The 20,353-nt window shown below is 47.8% G+C and carries 14 protein-coding genes; 3 read left to right on the top strand and 11 right to left on the bottom strand.

The window, feature by feature from the left end; translation table 11 throughout:
• Positions 1-59: 59 nt before the first annotated feature.
• Positions 60-4,343: a 2-hydroxyacyl-CoA dehydratase gene (locus tag MHH50_RS03140; protein ID WP_081388233.1), complete on the bottom strand. Its 4,284-nt coding sequence runs from the start codon at positions 4,341-4,343 to the stop codon at positions 60-62.
• Positions 4,344-4,466: 123 nt separating this feature from the next.
• On the bottom strand, positions 4,467-4,934 hold the full coding sequence (gene bcp / locus MHH50_RS03135) for a thioredoxin-dependent thiol peroxidase (protein ID WP_076310657.1): 468 nt from the start codon (positions 4,932-4,934) through the stop codon (positions 4,467-4,469).
• 105 nt (positions 4,935-5,039) lie between these two features.
• Between bcp and MHH50_RS03130 the strand changes: the two genes are divergently transcribed.
• Entirely contained in the window at positions 5,040-6,086 is a 1,047-nt protein-coding gene (locus MHH50_RS03130) for an LCP family protein (protein WP_076220096.1), read from the top strand.
• A 124-nt stretch (positions 6,087-6,210) separates the two neighbouring features.
• Positions 6,211-7,527 carry a glutamate-1-semialdehyde 2,1-aminomutase gene (locus tag MHH50_RS03125; RefSeq protein ID WP_076207520.1) on the top strand — a complete coding sequence of 439 codons (1,317 nt, stop codon included), beginning with the start codon at positions 6,211-6,213 and terminating at the stop codon, positions 7,525-7,527.
• Between the two features lie 456 nt (positions 7,528-7,983).
• Here MHH50_RS03125 and MHH50_RS03120 read toward each other — a convergent pair whose 3' ends face one another.
• The 9 genes from MHH50_RS03120 to MHH50_RS03080 form a co-directional block, all read right to left on the bottom strand.
• The gene (locus MHH50_RS03120; protein WP_340033918.1) at positions 7,984-8,604 is read right to left on the bottom strand and encodes a hypothetical protein; all 621 of its coding nucleotides are present in this window, start codon (positions 8,602-8,604) and stop codon (positions 7,984-7,986) included.
• A 168-nt stretch (positions 8,605-8,772) separates the two neighbouring features.
• Positions 8,773-9,324 carry a peptide deformylase gene (gene def, locus MHH50_RS03115; protein ID WP_036679906.1) on the bottom strand — a complete coding sequence of 184 codons (552 nt, stop codon included), beginning with the start codon at positions 9,322-9,324 and terminating at the stop codon, positions 8,773-8,775.
• A gap of 101 nt (positions 9,325-9,425) precedes the next feature.
• On the bottom strand, positions 9,426-10,748 hold the full coding sequence (locus tag MHH50_RS03110) for an SGNH/GDSL hydrolase family protein (RefSeq protein WP_340033917.1): 1,323 nt from the start codon (positions 10,746-10,748) through the stop codon (positions 9,426-9,428).
• Positions 10,749-10,813: 65 nt separating this feature from the next.
• On the bottom strand, positions 10,814-11,080 hold the full coding sequence (locus MHH50_RS03105; protein WP_076130524.1) for a hypothetical protein: 267 nt from the start codon (positions 11,078-11,080) through the stop codon (positions 10,814-10,816).
• A 15-nt stretch (positions 11,081-11,095) separates the two neighbouring features.
• Positions 11,096-11,980: an inositol monophosphatase family protein gene (locus MHH50_RS03100; protein ID WP_036679857.1), complete on the bottom strand. Its 885-nt coding sequence runs from the start codon at positions 11,978-11,980 to the stop codon at positions 11,096-11,098.
• A gap of 268 nt (positions 11,981-12,248) precedes the next feature.
• A complete protein-coding gene (gene uvsE, locus MHH50_RS03095; protein WP_036679855.1) occupies positions 12,249-13,256 on the bottom strand; it encodes a UV DNA damage repair endonuclease UvsE in 1,008 nt (335 codons plus the stop codon).
• A complete protein-coding gene (locus tag MHH50_RS03090) occupies positions 13,253-13,570 on the bottom strand; it encodes a hypothetical protein (protein ID WP_036679853.1) in 318 nt (105 codons plus the stop codon). Before MHH50_RS03090 ends, uvsE begins: the two co-directional genes overlap by 4 nt.
• A gap of 45 nt (positions 13,571-13,615) precedes the next feature.
• Complete coding sequence (locus MHH50_RS03085) at positions 13,616-14,707, bottom strand: D-alanine--D-alanine ligase (RefSeq protein ID WP_076130522.1); 1,092 nt, start codon at positions 14,705-14,707, stop codon at positions 13,616-13,618.
• 20 nt (positions 14,708-14,727) lie between these two features.
• Complete coding sequence (locus MHH50_RS03080) at positions 14,728-15,762, bottom strand: amidase domain-containing protein (protein WP_036679850.1); 1,035 nt, start codon at positions 15,760-15,762, stop codon at positions 14,728-14,730.
• A 451-nt stretch (positions 15,763-16,213) separates the two neighbouring features.
• Here MHH50_RS03080 and acnA point away from each other — a divergent pair, with 451 nt between their 5' ends.
• A complete protein-coding gene (gene acnA / locus MHH50_RS03075; protein WP_038568617.1) occupies positions 16,214-18,955 on the top strand; it encodes an aconitate hydratase AcnA in 2,742 nt (913 codons plus the stop codon).
• Positions 18,956-20,353 lie beyond the last annotated feature (1,398 nt).

Genomic DNA, 20,353 nt, shown 5'->3' with positions numbered 1-20,353 from the left:
AAGCATAAAAAAAGCGAACCAAGGTAGATCCTTGGCCCGCTTTTTCGTCTGAACAATGCTCAGGTTAAGCTGTATGAACTTTCAGGTAAAGTCTGCTGCTGAGGCTTATCCTGCAGTTTTAAATTAGATGGCTTAGTCTCTTCCTGGCTGCTGGCAATTGACATCATCAGCTTAATCCGATTCGCTTGGTTGACTACGCTAACTCCAGCATCATAGTCAATCGCCACGATATTTGCACCCGGATATAATTCCTTAAGACCTTTAATCATCCCACGCCCGGTGATATGGTTGGGCAGGCACGCGAACGGTTGAATACAGGCGATGTTGTTCACACCATTATCCAACAAATCCATCATTTCTGCGGTTAAAAACCAGCCCTCACCCATCTGATTCCCTACGGACACCAGTCGGCTGGCCTTCTCGGCAAGACCATAAATATTCTCCCGTCCTTTAGCCAGCCCCGCATCCTCAAGGGCAACCTTAATCGGCTTACGGTAAATTTCCAGATAAGAGATCAGCATGGGATTGATATAGCCGAGCCGTTTGCTTTTGCCGAATTGCTCAGCTTTGTAGATCGGATTATATACACAATAGAAAATGAAATCCAGGAAGTCCGGCATTACCGCTTCCCCGCCCTCTGCCTCGATCATCTCTATAATGCGGTTATTGGCATCCGGATGGAATTTGATCAGGATCTCACCGACAATGCCTACTCTTGGTTTAGTAATACCTGTAACGGGCAGCTTGCAGAACTCTGCAACAATCTCACGAATCAGGCGTTTGTATTCTCGGAATGAAAAGTTGGATAAGCTTGCCTTGCAACGCTCCATCCCTTTGCGGAATAGAACTTCCGCACTTCCTGAAACAACCTCATGCGGCCTAAAGTGATTTAACATCCGCATCATAAGATCACCATAACAAGCGGCAGCTATCAACCGATTCGCCAGCTTAAGACTGATACGGAAACCCGGCTGATTCTCCATCCCTGAAGCGTTGAGTGAAATCACCGGAATTTGTTCAAGGTCTGAATCCTTTAAGGCTTTGCGCAGCAAAGAAATATAATTCGTAGCCCGGCAGCCGCCACCCGTCTGTGACATAATCACAGCAGTACGATCCGGATCGTATTCCCCACTTTTCAGCGCCGACAGAATCTGGCCAATCGTCACAATTGCCGGATAACACGCATCATTATTAACGTATCTCAGACCTTCTTCTGTCTCTTCGGGTCCGGTCGTCTCAAGTATCTTCAGGCGGTATCCGGCATCGCGAAACACCTGCTCAAACAATTCAAAATGAATAGGCGACATCTGTGGCGCAAGAATGGTATAGGTCTCTTTCATTTCCTTTGTAAATAACACATTAGCCTGCACTTTTGGCGGCTTTTGCGGCACTACCTTACCTTTTTCACGCTCACGCATTGCCGCCAGCAATGAACGAAGCCGAATGCGCGCTGCACCAAGATTGCTGATCTCATCGATTTTGATCAATGTATATACCTTGTTATGTCTTTCCATAATATCCTGTACGGCATCACAAGTGATCGCATCGATCCCACAGCCGAAGGAAGTCAATTGAACAAGCTCCAGATCCGAGCGGACTGCAGCAAGGCGGGCTGCACGGTACATCCGGGCATGGTAGGTCCACTGATTAACAACAGCCACATCCCCTTCGCTGTGGTCCAGATGGCAGACAGAATCTTCTGTCAGCACGGCGAGTCCCATCCCGGTTATCATATCCGCTATCCCGTGATTAATCTCAGGATCGGCATGATAAGGGTGCCCACAGAGCAGGATTCCTTTGGTTCCAGTATCAGCTAGGTACACAAGGGTCTCTTCCCCTTTGGTACGCACATCACCTTTGGCGTTATCAGCCTCTGTAAGTCCCGCTTGCACCGCGGACGCAATCTCTTCTCGCGGAATGCTGGTAAATGTCTTCACCAGCCCTTTGGTCAGCGCAGAAATATCATCGAAGGTCAGGAATGGACTGACAAGCTTGATTCCATTGTCCTTTAACCCATCCATATTGTTGCGAATGACTTCGGGATAAGAGGCGACTACTGGACAATTGAAGTGGTTATCCGCAGCTTCATCTTCTTTTTTCTCATACACCACCGCTGGATAAAAAATAAAATCGACACCTTTACCGATCAGGCTTTGCACATGTCCATGGGCCATTTTCGCAGGATAACATATCGATTCTGAAGGAATCGTATCCATGCCGCTTTCGAAGAGCTTCTTGCTTGATTTAGGGGAGAGAATCACCCGATAGCCCAGTTTGGTGAAAAAAGTGTGCCAGAACGGGTAATTCTCAAACATATTCATGGTACGCGGAATCCCGACGGTCCCCCGCCATGCCCCTGTTTCCGGTAAACTCTCGTACTCAAAAAACCGTTCATATTTATACTGCATCAGATTCGGCAGGACATTTTTCTCTTTTTTGACTCCTGCGCCGCGTTCGCAGCGATTGCCGGTCACATAAAAGCTCTTATCCGGAAAACGACTGATCGTCAGCGCACAGTTATTCCCACAGCGGCCACAGCGGCCTGAGGAGACCTCATATTTAAAGCTGGCAAGCTCCTCTGCTCCAAGCAGCGTACTGGATCCGTTAACCCCTGCTTGCTCACGCGCAATCAGTGCACAGCCGTAAGCTCCCATTACGCCAGCTATATCCGGTCTAACCACCGTCCGCCCCGTCAAGGACTCAAAGGCGCGCAATACAGCTTCATTATAGAAGGTACCGCCCTGAACGATGATATTTCGCCCTAAGTCCTCCGGATTGCGGATTTTAATTACCTTTTGCAGAGCATTCTTGATCACAGAGTAGGCAAGACCCGCCGATAAATCCGCTAATGATGCGCCCTCCTTCTGAACCTGCTTGACCTTAGAGTTCATGAACACCGTGCAGCGCGAGCCCAAATTAACAGGCTGAGTCGCTTCGAGTGCAGTTTTGGCAAATTCCTCGATCCCAAGTCCGAGGGCAGAGGCAAAGCTCTCCAGAAAAGAGCCACAACCGGCTGAACAAGCTTCATTGAGCATAAGGCTGTCGATAGCACCGCCACGGATTTTGATGCACTTCATGTCCTGCCCACCGATATCCAGTATGAAATCTACTTCTGGCATGAACTTGGAAGCTGCCTTATAGTGTGCAACAGTCTCTACTTCTCCGCCATCTGTCCGCAGAGCGGCCTTGATTAACCCCTCACCGTACCCTGTCACATATGATCCTGCGATATGGCAGCCTTGAGGCAGAACCCGGTAGATCTCCTTCAGTGCATCGCTGACCGAATGCAGCGGGTTGCCTTTGTTGCTGCCATAAAAGGTATAGAGAATTTCGTCAGCCGAACCGGTTAACACGAGTTTAGTTGTGGTTGAGCCGGCATCAATTCCTAGATAACAAGGTCCACGATATAAGGCTAAATCTGATCTCGCTGCAGAGGCTTTGCCGTGACGAAGCCGAAATTCTGCAAGCTCAGCGGCATTCTCAAAAAGCGGAGGCAATTCAGCATCCGCAGCTCGATCCGCAGTAAAATCAACCGCCGCAATTCGCGTGATCCAGCTTGAAAGTGGCAATACGACTGGATCAGCTTCGGAGAGCGCAGCTCCAATCGCCACGAAATACTGTGAGCGTTCCGGGAACAGGATATCCTCCTCCGCCAGCTCCAGCGTTTCCGCAAAACGCTGCCGCAAGGCAGGCAGGAAGGTCAGCGGGCCGCCAAGAAAAGCCACCCGTCCTCGAATCGGACGTCCACAAGCAAGACCGCTAATCGTCTGATTAACGATACTCTGAAAGATCGAAGCCGCCACATCCTCCCGGCGTGCTCCTTCATTAAGCAGCGGCTGTACATCGCTTTTGGCAAAGACACCACAGCGTGAAGCTATGGGATAGATTCGCTCATGCTTCTCCGCCAAAACATTTAAGCCTGCCGGATCGGTCTGCAGCAGCGCTGCCATCTGATCGATGAACGCTCCCGTTCCGCCCGCGCAGGCTGTATTCATACGCTGCTCAATGCCGCCCCGAAGATATATTATCTTAGCGTCCTCTCCACCCAGTTCAATCGCCGTGTCACATTCCGGGATCAGCGCACTGATCGCCTTCGTACAGGCAATCACCTCCTGAATAAAGGGAACTCCACCTAATTTGGATAAAGACAACCCCGAGGAACCGCTTACAGTAAGCCTAGCTCCCCTCTCTGGGAATCTGTCGCGTACATCAGACAGAAGAGAGAGGGCCGCTTTTTTAATATCGCTATAATGTCTTACATAGTCTTGATAAACAATGATGTCCCGCTCTATGACAACTAATTTAGCAGTAGTTGATCCGATATCAAGCCCAATATGCAGCATTATCACTCCACCACCTCTTCTTGCTCCAAATTTGAAGCAATTATGAGGAAACTATATCATGACAACACCTTATATAAGCTGTTAAAAATGTAATAGACATCTATAAAAAGTAATTAGTAAAATTTATGATTCGCTTATTCCTGCTATCGTGTTTGCGACATGCCCTTTTACCCGTACCTTCCGCCATTCTTCCACTAATATCCCCTGCTCATCAATCAGAAAAGTAGATCGCACAATTCCCATAAATTCTTTGCCGTAAAGTTTCTTGAGCTGCCATACGCCGAACATTTCACATACCTTATGATCCTCATCAGACAGCAGTGGAAAGGGCAAACTATGCTTCTCTGTAAATTTAGCGTGTGAGGCCAAAGAGTCCGGACTAATGCCCAGAACAACCGCACCCACCGCCGTGATTTGATCAAAAGCATCACGAAATTCGCAGGCCTCCTGCGTGCAGGCTGGTGTCATATTTTTAGGGTAAAAATATAAGATGACCTTTCGGCCCAAGAAATCACTCAAACTAACCTCATGCCCATTGGAAGAGGGAAGGGTGAAATTGGGTACTTTTTGTCCAATAGCTACTTCGATCAAGATATATCCACTCCTTCTTAAGATTGGGGAATTATTCCTAAATTGCACGTATCCCCAAAAGAAATTATAATGTAGTCAACGTGAATGCGAAAGGAAGAACGAGAAATGCCACCTAGAAAGAAAAGGCACGCCAAGACTGGTAAGTCAAAAAAGAAACCGCTGCTTTGGACGCTGGCCATTATACTCCTCCTTATTATCGGTGGGGCCATTTTCTACATTACAACCATTTACAATGAGCTTGGTAGCATGTCGAATACTGAAGATTCACCTTTTCAAAATGCAGAGACCGTTGATGTCGATACCCCTGAGCCTCCTAAGTGGGAAGGTACAGAGCCTGTTAATATCCTATTAATGGGTGTAGATGCCCGAGGTGTGAAGAAAGGGGAAATCCCCCGTTCAGATACAATGCTCGTCGCTTCTCTTGACCCTGTGAAGAAGAAAATCAGTGTATTTTCAATACTGAGAGATACGTACGTTCCGATTCCAGATCATGGCGAGAAACGTATTAACACAGCGATTATTTATGGACCTAATACTGCGATGCAGACCGTCAGCGATCTGCTCGGTATCCCAATTCAATATTATGTCTACACGGACTTCCAAGGATTCATCAAGCTGGTTGATGCCGTTGGGGGTGTGGATTATGAAGTCGAAAAAGATATGGTCTACAAAACCGTTGCAGACGGTCCGGAATATGATATTGATCTAAAAAAAGGATATCAGCATCTTGACGGCAACATGGCGCTACAATATGTTCGCTTTCGGCATGACGCTACCTCCGATTTCACTCGAACCGAGCGCCAACGCGGTTTTCTCAAGGCTGTGGCTGATAAGCTGATCAGCACCACCTCCATTGTCAAGCTGCCAAATATCCTGTCGCAGGTTACGCCTTATATTGAAACCAATATGTCAGTTAATGATATGTGGAAGCTGGCAAGCGTAGGGTATAATAGCAGTATGGGTGGCAGTGAGCAAATTCCGCCAATGGATCTGCTTACTGAGGAGACTACAAGTGACGGATCACAGGTTATCGGAATTCGTAGCGAAAAGAAGCTAAAAGAATTTATACAGGATACCATAAATGGTCCTGAGCCAACACCAACCCCTACACCGGAGAACACCTCCAATAGCAGTTCTGGCGGGACCCATTAAGGGCCTGACAAGCAAAGTTCACATGTACACAAAGCAGTGACTTGGTATAATACGGGCGGACAACGGAAAACACCGTTGTTCGCCCGTTCCCTTGAGCACCAACAATCGAAAGGATGATCACATTATGAATCGCTCCACATCTGAACAACTTTATCACGAAGCCCTCCAGCATATCGTTGGGGGTGTAAATAGCCCTTCCCGCTCCTTCAAAGCCGTTGGCGGCGGAGCACCTGTATTTATGAAACGCGCCAGTGGATCTCACTTCTGGGATGAAGACGGCAATGAATATATCGATTATCTCCAAGCCTATGGACCGATCATTACCGGCCATGCCCACCCTCATATTACCAAAGCAATTACGACAGCAGCAGAAAATGGTGTTCTTTACGGAACCCCAACCCAGCTCGAAATTAAACTTGCTAAAATGCTAAAAGAAGCCATTCCTTCTATGGATAAAGTACGTTTCGTCAATTCTGGAACCGAAGCGGTTATGACAACGATTCGTGTAGCCCGTGCCTATACAAAACGCAGCAAAATCGTAAAATTCGCTGGCTGTTACCACGGCCACTCTGATCTGGTGCTTGTAGCAGCAGGATCCGGACCTTCTACACTTGGCATTCCAGATAGTGCCGGTGTTCCAAGCAGTATCGCCCAGGAGGTAATCACCGTTCCCTTTAATGATCTGGACAGCCTGAAAGAGGCGCTGGAGAAATGGGGCGAAGATGTCGCAGCTGTTATGGTTGAACCGATTGTGGGGAATTTCGGCATGGTGATGCCTAAGCCTGGTTTCCTCGAAGGACTTTGCAAGCTGGCTCACGATAATGGCTCCCTTGTTATTTATGACGAAGTCATTACTGCCTTCCGCTTCCATTATGGTTCTACACAAACCTATGCGGGGCTGGATAATCATGAGGACATTACTCCTGACCTTACTGCACTTGGCAAAATCATCGGTGGCGGCCTGCCTATCGGCGCTTACGGCGGCCGCAAGCATGTTATGGAACAGGTAGCTCCACTTGGACCGGCATATCAAGCCGGCACAATGGCGGGCAATCCTGCGTCTATCTCTGCAGGGATTGCTTGTTTAGAGGTTCTGAGTGCAGAGGGTGTATACGAAGAAATGGATCGGCTTGCAATCCGTCTCGCTGATGGACTTCAAGCATCTGCAGACCGTCATGGCATTCCACTGACAATCAACCGCATCCGTGGTTCGTTCTCCACTCATTTCTGTAATCATCCGGTTACGAATTATGACGAGGCTCAGGATACAGACGGCGAATTGTTCGCCAGCTTCTTCCGGCATATGCTGAACCGTGGCATTAATCTTGCCCCTTCGAAATACGAAGCTTGGTTCCTGACCACAGCACATACTGATGCAGATATTGATGCTACACTTATCGCAGCTGAAGAATCCTTCCGCGCTATGGCGGCTGAGAAATAAGAATGGATTATGAAACGCAGTGCTCTATAAGCTGAATAATAGCTGCATAGATTAAGGGGCTGTCCCAGTCCCATAAACCGCAAATGTTAAAAGAGCAGCGATTCTCCTATATTGGAGGATCGCTGCTCTACATTTTTACTCATCCACGGTCTGCATCTGTAGCTTGTGGCAAGCTTAAGCCAGCCGATCTCAAGCGTCAATTTCTCTAGGCTACGTAACAGGTATCGCCAGACCTTCCCGGAGTTTAGTACAAGGGTTAGGGAGCTTGAATAGATAATTAGGGAAACCCTCCCTATAATTTAGCTGATTTAGCGGAAAACAAAGAACTTACATCATTTTTTAGGGAGGAAATCCCTAATTCTGTTCATTTACAGAGAATATAGGTTGATAGTGACCACTTTTATCTATGGATTTCATCCGCTAACAGCGTTTGGAAATCCAAATATTCTACTGCTCTCATGTAAAATCCACCTGCTTGTCCAACGTAATCTCAGTCATTAACGGTCTTAACATTTGCTCGCTCCCAGGCACTAGTGAAAACTCTACACCCTCCAGATGCTCCGGCAGCGTTGGGGCGACCAAGAATTGCATTTGTGTATGCGCTCCACCTCCATGACCACCATGCGGCTGCACTTCATATTCATTCTCACCCACCACTTCAAGCGTTAAAGCCGTTCGAAGATGGATATGTCCTACAGCTTCTTTTAAATATTTGATTTCCACAGTAACTATGCTGAAGGCTTCATACTGCATAGCATGCGTAAGTATATACTCGCATTCTTCAACGACCGTCCGCTTCACAATCGGAAGCACTCCCAGCAATAAACCAGGCTCTTCCCAATATTGTCTTCTAGGTACAGTTTCATTCATAAGATGCAAATGCTGCACAATCTGAGTAGTATTCATCTCGAATCTAGTTGCCCATTCCTCAAGTAGCTTACTATCAGGGGATAATCGTTTCTTGCCTGTTATAGCTTTACGTTCCTGAATCAGACTCAAAATCTGCTCATCAATCTTTTTAACCTCATCATTGTATTCGTTGGCGAATCCTCTAATTGGCATTCTGCTCCAGTTCATTTAACGCCCTCCTCTTATTACTAATTTAAATCCATTAATTGTAAGGGTACATCCTTCCGATTAATTTGTAAAATATTTGAAATATTATAATCTTGCCGATAGGTAAAAAAAAGCGACCATCAGCTTTACGCTGTAAGGTCGCCCGCTTTTTAATTCAGAGTTACTCTCCTACTCATATAAGTTCCGGATCTCCACGCCCTGAGGCAGCTTAAACGGATTCTCCTTGTTAATTCGGTCATAGAACATAATCCCATCGAGATGGTCTATTTCATGCTGGATGATGATAGCTTGGTAGCCCTTAAATTTAAGGACAACCTCCTTGCCCTCCAGATCATAACCCTTCACCTTCACGGTTTCATACCGAGGTACAAAGCCATGCACGGGACGATCAACGGACAGACAGCCCTCGCTTTCTGGTAAGTACACCATAGACAAGGAGTGGCTTATGATCTTAGGGTTAACCCAAGCATGCTCTACAGCCCGCCCTCTCTCGTCTGTAAGATACATCGCGAACATACGCTTCTCCAGTCCGATTTGATTCGCCGACAGACCTACGCCAGAGCGCAGCTTATATTCTTCGGAAATCTCCGGGTCCTGACTGTTCTTCAGAAATTGAAGCATACATTGCAAAGCCTCACGATCTTCCGCCTGTAATGGAAGCTCTACTGGTTGTGCTACGGTACGAAGTACGGGATGACCCTCCCGCACTATATCATCCATGGTGATGATATATTCAGCATTATATTTTGAACTAGACAATATTCCATCCACCTTTTCCTTACGGGCTTAATTTAATTTCTTATGATGTATAGTATGCAGCTTTATGGATTTATGAAAGCAGTTCGCAGTTTGCTGCTGTAATTAACATCGAATCCAAGTCCTGTCGCCAAAGCGGCAAGGGGTAAGTAGGTTTTGTCCTCCTTGCCTACCTTTTGCAGAAAAGCTGGAGTATCAATAGCCACGTTCTCTCCATTCACCTTAATAAATTTCGAGCCAATGGTAATCACAACGGTTCTTCCACCATACACGATGGTAGCGCTGGAGGTTTTGTTATCCCACTTCCCGCTTGCGCCCACAGCATTTAGAATATCTTTTAGCGCCAAAAAGTTCTGCCCATTTTTAAGGATAGGCTTATTGGGTGTATTCAACTCCACGCCCTTCACTACAATCGACATCGGTACCGATGCAGTAGCCATTGTAGCTACACTAGGAACGCGATACTCTCCCCATTGTAACTCCGCAAAGACCTTAGCAATAGTCTCGTATCCAAGCTGCGTCGGGTGAAAATCAGTTTGCCCTGCTCCAATAATATGTGTCAGCGAGCCTTCTACCCCGGCAAACTTTGCCGCAACATGAGCTACAAACACCTTCGCTCCCTCTTGGTTCACGCTTGCAGCTACACTATCCGCTGCTTCCGTAAATTTGCCCGCTGCCGTCATTAATCTGTTGTACATTTGACCAAGCGCAACCTTAGGGGCAGGCTGATATTGATCGGCCAGTATAATCGTCGTTTGCGGACTTACCGCACGAATATTCTCCAGCACTGCCTTCACATTTGTTTGATAATCCGCTAGCCGCTGGTCCAGCTGTGTTTGGAAATCCGCATCCGTCAGCTCCTTGAACTGCAAGAACAGACTGCTTACATCATTCCCACCAATCGTAATGGTAATCAGATCAGCTTCCTTAAGCTCTGCTGCGATCTGCGGAGTTAGCTTCACGAACTGCTCTATTCGTGGATCTGGGAGACCTGCCTGAACTCCTTCAGCAGTAATCACTGAACCATCCTTGATCGCTCCTGTGTAATTACGTAATCCGGCCGTAGTCAGCCCTAGAATACCATAATTAGTAAGTGCACTTCTGCCATGATACCAGCCCTGCTCAAGCAATCTCTCCGCATAGCCGTATGGCTTAGTATTCACGTCCGTCATTCCTGGCTCGTAGCCAGCAGTAATGGAATCACCTAGAGCTACGATGCGAAAGACATCTTGCCCAGAGTCTTGTATTGCAGTCGTGTCAGCCGCATTTGCCGTGCCTGCTCCTACGCTAATCAGCGCAGATAACAAAAGCAGGCTGCTTATGCCAGCTGCCCAAATTTTTTTCCAATTGCCTAGCATCGTATCCCTCCCAAATTGTTCTAATTCCATTCTACCATCCAGGATAGCAACGCAAAAGAGCGGCCTCCTATATTCAGGAAACCGCCCCTCGCAAATCACTGGCTATTATTGTCTGAATCTTCATCTGACTCTAACTTCTGCCCTGCACGCTCCAGATATTTATCATAACGGTCATCCAGCTCATATCCAATCTTACGATAACGTAATGTTTCTTCCACAATAGGATCGAGCGTAGTCTGAATACGAATTTCATATTTAGGTGAGATTTCCCGGATTTCCTTAGCCGTACGATCGCCTTGTTCCATCTCACCATCTACCAACATTTCGCTCAGCTTGCGTTCCAAATCATCCTTCTCACTCATGCTGTATCGTCCTCCCTAAAGCTTATATCCTGTTGCTTCAGCATTCTTCAGTGACGAAACCAAATATTCGTGAATGTGGCCATTACTTGCTACTACATGGCGTGTACCAATATCATATGAACGTCCTAGGGTATCCGTAATCTTGCCTCCTGATTCAAGTACAAGCAGTACTCCTGCTGCACAGTCCCAAGGGCTTAAGCCCACTTCCCAATAGCCATCTACACGGCCTGCCGCCACATAAGCTAAATGTAGAGCAGCCGCGCCTCCGGCACGAATACCACGAATCTGCGGAAGAATACTTTGCAGTCCTGCCATATTCACAGGTTGTGCAAACTCACGATCCGGCGGAAAGCCCATAGCAATCAGGCTGTCCCCAAAATCAGTCTCCGTAGAGACCGAGGTAGGAACACCGTGCATGTAAGCTCCCTTTCCTTTTTCAGCGACGAACATTTCATCACGAGTCGGATCATAAATAACGCCTACAGTTAGTTCACCGCGAATCACCAATGCTATGGAGACACAGTAAAAAGGAAATCCGTGTACGAAATTAGTCGTACCATCTACAGGATCTACAATCCACAAATATTCATGCTCACGAGCTTCTTCCAATGCAGCGGTAGCCGCTGCTGCTCCCGGCGAAACCCCCTCTTCCCCGAGAATGGCATGGTCGGGAAAATGTGTCAGGATCAGCCTGCGGATCATTTGCTCAACGCCTTTATCAACTTCCGTAACCAGATCTTGTGCTGAAGTTTTTGTATTCAGCTCCTTCACGAGACCCTGTCTGCTCTTTATCCATTCTCCTGCTTTGGCAGCCGCATTAATGGCCACCGCCGTATGTCCCTTGCTTGTTACTACATAGGGTTCACGTTCATTCTTACCCTCTGGATTTAAAGGACTCATATCTTCACTCCACTTTCTTGAACATAATCGCCAATGGCTTTAATTCTAAAGCAATCCTATTCACAATACCGTGCAATACGTCAAAACGTTCCCCAAGTTCCCAAAGTTCCGCCAAAAGAGGACCCAATTCTCATCTGCGAGCATAAATGCCCCAGGTCCATATAAAGACGATAAGCGATTAAAGTTTCATTCAACGTACCCTATTTCAAGTTACATATCAAGTCATGATAGGACCCGTATTCGGGACCTATCTCCTTATTTTCATTGTTTAAGGTTCAATATTCACGCTTGCCCCATTTAATAAGGAAATTCCGTTACCAGCCTCAGCCAGCTCCTTCATAGCCTCCATCAATCCAAATAACGCGCCATCTTTTAGTTTCGCCTCAATCATAACATCGACAGCAGGCGTATCTGCGGCAATACGTTTCAGAAAAGCCAGCAAAGGCGCAGGTTCCACGCCATCCGCATGGCTGCGCGGATCAGACGGGCTGCGCGGACTGGATACATGAATCTTAGGCGGCAAAAGCTCTCCCGAAGGAACGTCCTTCTGTGCTAGCTCGCTTCGCCATGTCTGCAAAATGTCAGGCCACAGCTCCCAAGGGAGCTCTCCTTCATTATTCACCCATTGGTGGTGAATATCCAGTACCATCGGTAATCCTACGCTCTGACTGACTGCCAGTGTCTCCGGAGCTGTAAATGTCTTATCGTCATTCTCCAGCGTTATACGCTCCTGCAGCGCTGCCGGCAGCGCGCGGAAATGCTCCTCGAATCGCTTCGCCGCTACAGGCTTGTCCCCATAAGCTCCGCCAATATGGATATTGTTCTTCGCCATGGCAGGAAGCCCCATAGCAACTAGCATGTCCACATGGTACTGCAAATCCCGTACGGAGTTTATCAGCACCTCCGGACGGGGTGTACTAAGTACTGTAAAGTGATCTGGATGAAAAGAAACACGCAGCCCGTGCTTTTTCACATATTGGCCCACTTCCGCAAATTCCTCGGCGAGCGCCGCAAACGGATTCCAGTCCTGCAAATCCGGATGCGTCGCCAGAGGAATGATTTTGGAAGTGAGGCGGTACACCATGATGTCCGAAGCCACATTATGCTTCATCAACCGCAGCGTATTATGCAGATTCATTCTAGCGATGTTCTCCAAACGCCGAAGTGCCGCTTCACGGTCATCCAGCTTCTTAAAAGAGGCCATCGTCATTGTCTTAGATGGGGAGCAGTCTTTGATAACGGTGGACATCGCTACATATCCGAAGCGGACAATCATCCCTGTGCTCCGAAAAACATTTCCTCAGCCAAAGCAGTCTGCACTCTGGACTCTTCTTCATTCAGCTTACGCACAAGCTCCATCTCGACCGCGGTAACCTCATGCCCTTGAAAATTAATCTCTGCAATCGAGGCTGAAATTTTGACAATGGCTACAGCTACATTCTCAGGGGTGTAAGCAATAACCTTTTGACCCGTCGGATACACACGAAAGCCTTGCTTCACCATTTTGGTGCGCCCATATTCCAGCAGCTCGTACAGCTCTTGTTCACTCTTGAATTTGCAGACGGAGTTGAATTCTGTTTGAAAACCCATGTTTCTTCTCTCCTTCCAGTCGGGATATTCCCGCTATAGCTTCTATTACTCGTTGTCGTACTTAAGACCTTGTTTAAAATTATAGCGCTCCAAGGCTAACTCAATCATTCGGTCTAACAGAGCTCTATAAGATACACCCGTCTCACGCCACAATAGCGGATACATGCTGTAAGGAGTGAAACCAGGCATCGTGTTCACTTCGTTAATTAGAATTTTACCATCCGATTTTCGCAAGAAGAAGTCTGCCCGGGTAATTCCACTGCCCTCAATCGCTCGAAAAGCAACTATCGCGGACTCCCGCAAACGATCGGCCACTTCAGAATCCACTGGTGCAGGAATCATCATTTGCGATTTGCCGTCCGTATATTTGGCTGCGTAATCATAATATTCACCAGAAGAAACGATTTCACCCGGAACAGAGGCTTCTGGTTCATCATTTCCAAGCACGCCAACCTCTACCTCACGCGCATCCACAAACTCCTCAATAATAACTTTGGTATCATAGCGGAAAGCAAAATCAATGGCTTTTACAAGACTATCCTTATCGGCAGCCTTAGAAATACCTACACTTGAGCCTAGATTGGCAGGCTTCACGAATACCGGATATCCCAGTTTATCCTCTACACCAACAATCAACTCATGACGTTTTCTTTTCCAAGCGCTGATGTTGAAATAACAAAACTCGCATTGATCCAGACCGGCATCAGCGAACAGTTTCTTCATGACCACCTTATCCATACCTGCCGAAGAGGCAAGAACACCAGCACCGATGTAAGGAATATTCGCCATTTCGAACAACCCTTGAATCGTTCCGTCCTCACCATACGTGCCGTGCAACAGCGGGAACATTACGTCCACTGTTTGGTCAGCACCCGATAATCCACTAAATACCACGTTCAGGGCTGTGCCCATATCTTCGGTCGCTTCTGCAAGCTTGAGCTGCTCCACTTGGCTGTAAGGCGCTGATAACTTCTCTCCAACCTTCCACAATCCCTGTTTTGAAATGTAAAAAGGTATAATCTCATATTTATCATAATCAAATGAGTTCATCACGGCAAAAGCCGTCTGTAGCGATACCTCATGTTCTCCTGATTTGCCCCCGTACACCAGCCCTACGGTTAGTTTTGCGTTCCCCATTCCCTTAACCTCTTTCTGTACTATAAGTAGTCGTTAATATGAAAAAAACGGTATTTCGTTTGATCAGTCCATGCGTAGGAATCACGATAATCCCAATACCGATGACGGCTGCTAACGGTACGTGCATTCACAAGCGGCATACCTCCTGCATCAAAGGCTGTGACGATTGTGCTGTGCTGATACTGCCCGTTGCCATCCCAGTCATATTGAATGATATCGCCCAGCATCAATTGCTCCGGCCGCTCCATGACTTCCGCACGCAAGCCACTGCTCCGACTTCCGCTCAAATAGCGTTGCAGACTGTCTGATACAGCCCAGCTATAGCTCCACCATTCTTGTTTGCCTTGGTAACCTTTGTACCACCAGCCCGTTTCTCTTTTACCAGTATAGTTGATAGGTGCTCCCCCTGCAAAGAGACATTGGGAGACATAATTTGTGCAATCCACCTCGAAGGTTTCGAACTCCGGATTGCCGTCTTTCCACCAGCGGTCGGCATACGCCACAGCTTCTTCACGGTTATAACGAACCTCTCTTGAACCCGCAATTTCTCCGAGAACATTCCGGTTAAGCAGGGGCTGTGATGGCAGCGGTGCCGGCAAAGCCTCTCCCCATTTGGATAGTCTGCCCGATAGCTCTACCTCTGCCCGATGAACCGTATTTCTTTCAGGGACACTTCGTTCCACACCAGCAATCTCCCAGCCCCCACCGTCCCGTACAAAGGTTAGCCGCTCCAGCTCGATAATATCCTCGCGGTGGTTAACGCCGCCTTTTTCATAATAAAGCGCACTATGCAGTGTAACCTCTGCTACTACCTCGGTCGGAGTCTGCCGGACGGTCCGCAAAGTCTTAACCCCTGTCTCTCCGCGCAAAGGAGTTATCCCACGTTCTTTATACCACTCCGCAAGACGTCTTGAACGCTCCCCTTGTTCTACCAGAAAACGCGGATCCTTAACGGACACGGAAACGGTATGCGATGATGACTTAGGCTCCACCCTGGCCTTATTTACTTGATCAACATATACATAAAGACTTTGCTTCCACTGTTGTTCCATTATACTCGCGCCCCTTCTTTCCCTTTTAACTGCTGTTCTATGTATATGAAAGGAAACAGGCCGCTATACAGATCGGTCGAATAGTTAAGAATGTTTCAAGCAAAAACTCTAACCCCAAGTCCGACATCTCAATCCGATATCGACAACGAGGACCCTATCACCTAATGACTGAGGAAGAGAAATTCAGTGTGTATTTCGCCTAATAATTAAGTAAAACCAAGGATTCCGGTGAATTCTTTCGAATTATCTCCTTTAAATGGCTCTTTTTGAGGTAAAAAGAATATCCCGAAACGATACAATATAACAATGGAAGGGTAGCTTGGCATTTTTCTCAGGCATAATTCGGGCTTTAGATGTAGGAAAAAAAACTTTACTCCCCACTTTGTAACCGTTATAATTAAGCTAGAAGCAATTTGAAATTGGGTTTCATTAGACGAAACAAGGAGGCGCATATATGCCAAGCAAGGATCATTTTTCATTGGCTCGGACCCTGGAATCAGGCGGCAAATCTTATCGCTATTATGATCTGAAGTCCCTTGAGGAACAAGGATTGGGCTCTATTTCTTCCCTGCCTTTTTCGATCAAAGTCCTACTAGAGGCTGCTGTACGTCAGTTTGACGGACGGGCAATTACTGAAGAACATGTGAAACAACTGGCCGATTGGTCAGGTGACATTGACCGTAATAAAGAAATTCCATTTATCCCTGCTCGTATCGTGCTTCAGGATTTCACCGGAGTTCCGGTAGTCGTGGATCTCGCAGCTATGCGTGATACTGTAAAAAAAGCCGGAGGAGATCCTAAACAGATCAATCCGCTTGTCCCGGTTGACCTTGTAATTGACCACTCTGTCATGGTTGATGCTTTCGGTACAGCAGACGCCTTGGAATACAATATGAACGTTGAGTTCGAACGCAACGAGGAGCGTTACCGTTTCCTTCGTTGGGCACAGACAGCTTTTAACAACTTCCGTGCAGTTCCACCAGCAACAGGTATCGTGCACCAGGTAAATCTAGAGTATTTAGCTTCCGTTGCCACTACTAAAACTATCGATGGTGAAACTGTCGTTTATCCAGATTCCCTTGTAGGAACGGATTCCCATACCACGATGATCAATGGTCTGGGTGTTGTGGGCTGGGGTGTAGGCGGTATTGAGGCTGAAGCAGGAATGCTTGGACAACCGCTCTATTTTGTTACACCTGATGTAGTGGGCTTCAAGCTTACAGGCAGCCTTATCGAAGGAGCTACAGCAACGGATTTGGCACTGACAGTAACTGAAATGTTGCGTAAAAAGGGTGTAGTCGGCAAATTCGTCGAATTCTACGGACCTGGCCTTGCTAACATCAGTCTGGCTGACCGGGCAACTGTTGCCAACATGGCGCCAGAATACGGAGCAACTATCGGTTTCTTCCCTGTAGATGACGAGACACTCGCTTATCTTCGCAGCACGGGCCGTCCGGATGATCTGGTGGCGTTGGTTGAATCTTATTACAAAGCACAAGGGATGTTCCGTACCTCGGATACGCCAGACCCTGAGTTCAGCGATGTGATTGAGCTTGACTTAGCTTCTGTCGTTCCTAGCTTGGCTGGACCAAAACGTCCACAAGACCGGATCGAACTTACGCATATGAAGGAAAATTTTGAAGGTATTATCCGTACACCTGTAGACAAAGGCGGTTATGGTCTCAGCGATGAGAAAATCGCTCAAGTCGTAGAAGTACAGCACAAAAATGATACTACCAGCAAGCTCAGCACAGGCGCAGTCGTAATCGCAGCTATTACTAGCTGTACGAATACTTCCAACCCTAGCGTTATGCTTGGAGCAGGTCTTTTGGCGAAAAAAGCTGTGGAACGTGGTCTGACCAAACCAGCTTACGTTAAGAGCAGCTTGACTCCAGGATCCTTGGTGGTTACTGAATACCTGCAAAAAGCAGACTTGCTGAAACCACTCGAAGCACTGGGCTTCTACTTGGCTGGTTATGGCTGTGCCACTTGTATCGGTAACTCCGGTCCATTGCCTGAAGAAGTTAGTCAAGCCATTACTGACAATGACATGACCGTAGCCGCAGTCATCTCCGGTAACCGGAACTTTGAAGGCCGCGTACATGCTCAGGTAAAAGCAAACTACTTGGCTTCACCGCCGCTCGTAGTTGCTTACGCACTGGCTGGTACAGTAAATATCGATTTGCAAACTGAGCCACTTGGATTTGATCCGCAAGGTGAGCCAGTATTCCTGAAAGATATCTGGCCAACCACTGCTGAAATTCGCGAAGCCATTGGTCTCTCCCTTAGTCCGGAGATGTTCCGTAGCAAATACGAAAATGTATTCACCGCTAACGAACGTTGGAATTCGATTCCTGTTCCGCAAGGCGAGCTGTATGAGTGGGATGATAATTCCACGTACATCCAGAATCCGCCATTCTTCGAACATCTGGCAGACGGTCTGGGAGACATTAAGGATATCAAAGATGCACGCGTTCTAGCGCTGCTTGCTGATTCCGTGACAACCGACCATATCTCACCAGCGGGTAATATCTCTACCTCTGGTCCTGCTGGCGAATATTTACGCGATCATGGTGTAGAACGTGCAGACTTCAACTCCTACGGCTCACGCCGCGGAAATCACGAAGTCATGATGCGCGGTACGTTCGCTAACATTCGGATTCGTAACGCAGTAGCTCCTGGTACAGAAGGCGGCGTTACTACCTTCTTGCCAAGCGACGAGGTTATGTCCATCTATGATGCTTCCATGCTCTATCAGGATGCTGGACAAAATCTGATCGTCATCGCTGGTAAGGAGTACGGTACAGGAAGCTCACGTGACTGGGCGGCTAAGGGTACGCTTCTACTTGGCGTTAAAGCAGTTATCGCTGAGAGCTTTGAGCGGATTCACCGCAGCAATCTGGTCGGTATGGGTGTACTCCCACTTCAATTCCAAGAAGGCCACGGCTGGAGCAGCTTGGGACTGACAGGACGCGAGACCTTCAACATTACTGGTCTCGATAACAACGTGGCACCAAGTCAAGAGCTAACTGTCACGGCTACCCGTGAAGACGGCACACAATTCGATTTCCCTGTCATTGCACGACTCGACAGTACAGTCGATATTGATTACTATCGCAACGGCGGTATCCTGCAGACTGTTCTTCGCCAGATGCTGGCAGATGCTACAGACTCTTCCGCGGTGTCGGTAGAATAGATTTAAAGTAACTTAAAAAGGGACTGTTTCACGGCCATGAGTGGCTGTGAGCAGTCCCTTTTTTATGGAGTCGTTCCAGCAGCCAATTTGTGGCGGGTGGGGTGCTTCTGTCTGTTGTCTTTGGAATCTTCACCATTGCTGCGTGAGGCTCAGGGGACATTTAGGATTCCGCGCGCCTCAGGGGACGCCTAGGATTCCATGCTATCGGACTCAGATGACTCTATTCGCTCGATTATCCGACTTTTGGCGTGGGATCGGACTCAGATGACTCTAAATGAACAAATTTACGAATTTTGGCGTGCGATCGGACTCCATAGTCGCTATTGGCATAAAAAACATGTTGAATGAGCCCATTTCTGCCGAATAGCTGCACTGGGGTCGGAAACTATGCCAAACTGGCTGTCAATTCGCAAATAGCGTCCCCTGAGTCCGCACGTCTCAGGGGACGCTTAGGATTCCGCGCGATCGGACTCAGATGACTCTATTCGCTCGATTATCCGACTTTTGGCGCGCGATCGGACTCCATAGTCGCTATTGACATGAAAAACACGCTACAGGAGCCCATTTTTGTCGAATAGCTGCACTGGGGTCCGAAACTACGACAAAATGGCTGTCAATTCGCAAATAGCGTCCCCTGAGTCCGCACGTCTCAGGGGACGCTTAGAATTCGGCGCTATCGGACCCAGATGACCCTATACGCTCGATTATCCGACTTTTGGCGTGCGATCGGACTCCATAGTCGCTATTGGCATGATAAACACGCTGAATGAGCCCATTTTTGCTTAATAGCTGCACTGGGGTCCGAAACTACGCCAAACTGGCTGTCAATTCGCAAATAGCGTCCCCTGAGTCCGCACGTCTCAGGGGACGCTTAGAATTCGGCGCTATCGGACCCAGATGTCCCTATACGCTCGATTATCCGACTTTTGGCGTGCGATCGGACTCCATAGACCCTATTGGCATGAAAAACACGCTACAGGAGCCCATTTTTGCCGAATAGCTGCACTGGGGTCCGAAACTCTGCCAAAAAGGCTTTAAATGGGCAAATAGCGTCTTCTGAGTCCGGAAGCCTCAGGGAATATCTAAATAACAACCCGAGATTACTTGTGTACGAGTTATGAGATACGTGGGTTCGTGGGTTCGTGGGTTCGTGGGTTCGTGGATTCGTGAGGTCATAGGTTCGTGGGTTCGTGGGTTCGTGGGCTCGTAGGTTCGTGGGTTCGCGGGTTCGCGGGTTCGCGGATTTGTGAGTTCATTGGTTCGTAAGTTCATTAGTTCGTAGGTTCGTAGGTTCGTAGGTTCGTAGGTTCGTAGGTTCGTTGGCTCGTAGGTTCGTGGGTTCGTGGGTTCGTGGGTTCGTGGGTTCGTTGGCTCGTAGGATCGTTGGCTCGTAGGTTC

Origin of the sequence: Paenibacillus sp. FSL H3-0302, from assembly GCF_037982245.1 — a bacterium.
GTDB lineage: Bacteria > Bacillota > Bacilli > Paenibacillales > Paenibacillaceae > Paenibacillus_AQ > Paenibacillus_AQ odorifer.
The sequence above is the reverse complement of the archived record's forward strand: the minus strand, read 5'-3'. Positions and strand labels throughout refer to the sequence as shown.

Excerpts from the sequence above, each read along its gene's own strand:
- def (WP_036679906.1), bottom strand. The coding sequence starts at position 9,324 with ATGGATGATATAGTGCGGGAGGGTCATCCCGTACTTCGTACCGTAGCA.
- MHH50_RS03120 (WP_340033918.1), bottom strand. The coding sequence starts at position 8,604 with ATGAACTGGAGCAGAATGCCAATTAGAGGATTCGCCAACGAATACAAT.
- MHH50_RS03140 (WP_081388233.1), bottom strand. The coding sequence starts at position 4,343 with ATGCTGCATATTGGGCTTGATATCGGATCAACTACTGCTAAATTAGTT.
- MHH50_RS03085 (WP_076130522.1), bottom strand. The coding sequence starts at position 14,707 with ATGGGGAACGCAAAACTAACCGTAGGGCTGGTGTACGGGGGCAAATCA.
- MHH50_RS03125 (WP_076207520.1), top strand. The coding sequence starts at position 6,211 with ATGAATCGCTCCACATCTGAACAACTTTATCACGAAGCCCTCCAGCAT.
- MHH50_RS03130 (WP_076220096.1), top strand. The coding sequence starts at position 5,040 with ATGCCACCTAGAAAGAAAAGGCACGCCAAGACTGGTAAGTCAAAAAAG.
- MHH50_RS03110 (WP_340033917.1), bottom strand. The coding sequence starts at position 10,748 with ATGGAATTAGAACAATTTGGGAGGGATACGATGCTAGGCAATTGGAAA.
- MHH50_RS03100 (WP_036679857.1), bottom strand. The coding sequence starts at position 11,980 with ATGAGTCCTTTAAATCCAGAGGGTAAGAATGAACGTGAACCCTATGTA.
- acnA (WP_038568617.1), top strand. The coding sequence starts at position 16,214 with ATGCCAAGCAAGGATCATTTTTCATTGGCTCGGACCCTGGAATCAGGC.
- uvsE (WP_036679855.1), bottom strand. The coding sequence starts at position 13,256 with ATGATTGTCCGCTTCGGATATGTAGCGATGTCCACCGTTATCAAAGAC.
- MHH50_RS03090 (WP_036679853.1), bottom strand. The coding sequence starts at position 13,570 with ATGGGTTTTCAAACAGAATTCAACTCCGTCTGCAAATTCAAGAGTGAA.
- MHH50_RS03105 (WP_076130524.1), bottom strand. The coding sequence starts at position 11,080 with ATGAGTGAGAAGGATGATTTGGAACGCAAGCTGAGCGAAATGTTGGTA.